Source organism: bacterium, assembly GCA_021158245.1.
GTDB lineage: Bacteria > Zhuqueibacterota > QNDG01 > QNDG01 > QNDG01 > QNDG01.
The window spans coordinates 1-3,742 of the sequence record JAGGVB010000070.1; the positions used below are offsets into that span (position 1 = coordinate 1).

Here is a 3,742-nt window from a genome sequence, read left to right on the forward strand (position 1 = left end):
CCCATACACCGCCCCAACCACAAACGCCCCGTTCCTCACAACCATACCCCACCCGATCCTGCTTTTAATAACAGACCCGAAACACCCGCAGTCTGAACTTAAGCCCATTATTGTTCCGTAAATGCTTATGAAAAAGAAGCCTGAAAACAATACTAATGCGGAAATTGATGTAAATTTTTGATACATTCCTGAAATTAACAGCACCCTGATTAAAATCTCAAGAATCGGAAGAATTGAAACAACAGACAGAATTACAAGCTCAGGAATAACCTTTAATTCCAGCATAAGATCAACAGCTTTGGAAGGATCTGCAATCTTTGTAATACCGGAAAAGATTAATAAAATCCCAGAATAATCCTAATCACTCTTACATATTTCACAAATTCCCCCTGAATTTGAGGTTTGGATTCTTAAACTTATGATATTTTCAGATAACATTAAAACAGACCTCTACGGCCAATGTTACCTCTTCCCCTTTGGATATAAACTTGATATGGCTTTTAATCGGATGCATTATTTACTTAAGTATAATAATGTAATCAATATTTTTACTAATGTAAAAAAATACCATTTGTCAAGTATTTTTTTATTATTTATTTTATGCAAACATTTGTGAAGGATAATAATTCTCTTTAACATTAGTATTTCACTTGCAATCTTTAATAAATCCACAGGATTTGGCAGCTTATTACAGGAGCCATGGCATTTGCAGTTTTAATCATCCCGCTGCCCGTGCTGCAAGGACAAATCCCGTAAACCTGACAGAATCCATTAACATTTACAACAATGAGCAGCTATTCTTCTACTGTGTGCGTTACTCCAAAAAATATGCTTTTGGGTTTGATTTAATCGTAATAGGTTGATATTGAAATCCAATTTTTTGCTCTTTCTGTCCATCAGGTATGCAATGACCGGCATGATGCGTTTTACCATGCACGCCAAGTTAACCTTTCATAAGTTGTTTGCGTACCTTTGTGGCCAACTTAGAAAATTCACAATTCAAGAGCAATAAAAAGGCATTCCGTAGCAGATTCAGTATCCGTGGTATACGACTTCTGCGGATAATATAGGGCTGGAATGTCCATTCTCTGGCGTATTCTTGTCCTACTTTCTCGTAGGCTGTAGATCTTGCAAAATTCCGGACAAACTTCCAGGATTCTTCTTCAGCTAGAAAACGCTTTAATTCCAATCCAGTCCACAGTTGAACATCGTCAATTATAACCACACCATTGATCTTCAACATTGGAGCGGTGTAAAACCAGTCTATAGCGGGAATAGGATAACCATGCCCCCCATCGATAAGTACAAGATCCAGATCCTCCTGCTCCAAAGTAGGAAGAACATTTTGGGAATAATCAACGATGAAATGAACATGATCCAGGGAGATATCTTTTCTCAGAGCGTAATCACGAATCAGACTCACTTCCTGTTCGGATGGAACGATGCAGGTATGTACCGATGATCGTACTGCAAATAAAATAGTGCTTATACCAGCACCAGTCTCCAAAGTTTTAGCACCTGGCTTCAGTGTATCATCAATGTATCTCAGTACATCCTCGTTCAAGCCCCAAACCATAGTTCCGCCCCTATGAACCAATGGCGGATCCGAAAAAATATTTTCAAGTTGTAAAATCATACGTTGACTCCTCAATGAAAGCCTGCTTTATTTCCAATATTTGCCTAACGGTTAAATTACCGTTGAATACAACTGACACTGTACAGGATACTGGTTTAAAAATTGAAAATGACAGATCACGTTTTCATCTGGTGCATTTTGAGTTTAGCATTTTTCTTGAGAGTCGAATCAGTTTCTAAATTTTTAGCCTCTCTAAGTACATACAAATTTTCATAATCAGCCGATACTTCTTGAATTTTGATAAACTTTTTATGCGACGAAACAGTAATCTTTTTCCTACCATTTTTTAAAATAATTTGGAGGTAATTCAATCATAATTAAATTCTAAGCTTATTCGTATAATCGTTTTATCTGTCGTATACGACAGATAAAAATTATTTTTTCAAATATCTCAAATAAAACTCCATAATTTCCGACACGTAATCGATGCACGGATGAACAATTTGTCAGATGTTTCACGTCGCCTTGAAGATTATCGCTCATTTTATTAAGTTTCGCCAAAATCTTATGTACATCCGCCCTGGAAATTTATTTTAAATTTTTTATTGCCCTTGCTCTAAACCCAACTTTATATTTCATTATTATCCTATAAAAAATATTTTGTAGCCCCCTAATTTATGTTTTTAAATTTTATATTTTTATTTTGGAAAAAGCTTTTACTACCTATCTATATAACTCTCATTATTTTGTTAAATTACAAAATTTTCCACTTATTGTAAAGGAAATTTTTGTAGGTTCACATATCGACATTGTCAATATAGTCTGTTGAAATTTACGTTTTTAATAGAAACGGGGTTCTCCAAATTATTTTTATTATGTCTATAAGCATTCATTCCCAGCAGATACAATCCTAATGTAATATCAATCTGAGCCTCATCAACCCATCCTGGATAGCGACGTATAAAGGTCTTTAAATGCTTAAAGAATCCCTCAGCCAGATTTGTCGTTCGTAAACGATGCCTCCATTTTATGTCATAATCAAAATAGATAATGAGTTTCTTCTTTTTACTCAAAAAAACTTTTATGGCATCCGCTTCTTTCTCTTGCCAGAATTTAATAAATTGAATAGCTCTTCTTTCCAGTTCTTCTTTTGATAAAGTATCAAACACTTGCCAAAAATCACGCATAAAATGCCGTATGTTCCAGTATTGACGGTTTCTTAGATGTCTTTTCATGTCCTGCGACACATGCCATAAGCACAACTGGTGTTTTACACCTTCGCCAAAAGCAAAATGTATGGCCTTCTCTATACTTGACGTATCATCACTTACGATCACTTCGGGTGTTTTCATTCCTCTGGAGATTAGGGCTCTAAAAAGACTAAGCCATGATGAACAGTTTTCACTCTCACTTACCTGCCAATCAAGAAAAATTACCTGACCAGTATCTGTAATACCAAGAGCAATCAATATCACTCCTTTACCTCTATTACGGTATTTAATCCAAACTCCATCCACAACCACAGCAATTATATCTGAACTAATTGAACGCCTTGTTTTGCTTCAGTTGAAATTTGAATAAAAAGGTCTTAACTTAAGTTGGTTGAAGTAACCACAGAAAGGAGTGGAATTGCCACAAAAAAATGGACACATAGTTAAGATTAAACAAAAAACATTTTTTACAAGAGGCAACACACAATTCATATTATTAGTTAGAGAATAATTATATTTACTACCTCCGTCTTTTTAATAGTGAGCCTCCCACCAATCTATTATTATATAGGATTGGTAGAATGATATCACTATTACGCAAATCTAATTATTCCGATCACTACAAAAAAAGTGACCTTAATTAGCTAGCATTTAGTAATTTCCCAGCAGCCAATAATAAAGCACCTGCAAAGATAAGCCAGTCTCCAGTACTCGCACCATCAGTTGCACTCTTTCTTTCTAACTTCTCTGCTCTTACTTCCATTGTATCCTCCTTTACTTATGAAATTAAACCAACCATTTACATATAATATTTACAAAACAAAAATCCTCCTTGTCAATAACGTTTTTTTGGTTTTACTTACGTTTTTTTTGCCATCTTTCTATATTCACTCGGTGAAACCACCATAATCCGATGAAAGCTCTCATTGAAACGACTTTGACACGAATAGCCCAG

General features: G+C 35.2%; 3 protein-coding genes. All 3 read right to left on the reverse strand.

Annotation, left to right across the window (positions count from 1 at the left end):
* Nucleotides 1-345 (reverse strand): hypothetical protein (locus tag J7K93_04495; GenBank protein MCD6116253.1); only part of this gene is annotated, 345 nt, incomplete at its 3' end.
* Nucleotides 346-943: 598 nt separating this feature from the next.
* Nucleotides 944-1,636, reverse strand: coding sequence for a class I SAM-dependent methyltransferase (locus J7K93_04500; protein ID MCD6116254.1), 693 nt, complete (start codon nucleotides 1,634-1,636; stop codon nucleotides 944-946).
* A gap of 752 nt (nucleotides 1,637-2,388) precedes the next feature.
* A complete protein-coding gene (locus J7K93_04505; protein MCD6116255.1) occupies nucleotides 2,389-3,099 on the reverse strand; it encodes a transposase in 711 nt (236 codons plus the stop codon).
* Nucleotides 3,100-3,742 lie beyond the last annotated feature (643 nt).

Excerpts from the sequence above, each read along its gene's own strand:
- J7K93_04500 (MCD6116254.1), bottom strand. The coding sequence starts at position 1,636 with ATGATTTTACAACTTGAAAATATTTTTTCGGATCCGCCATTGGTTCAT.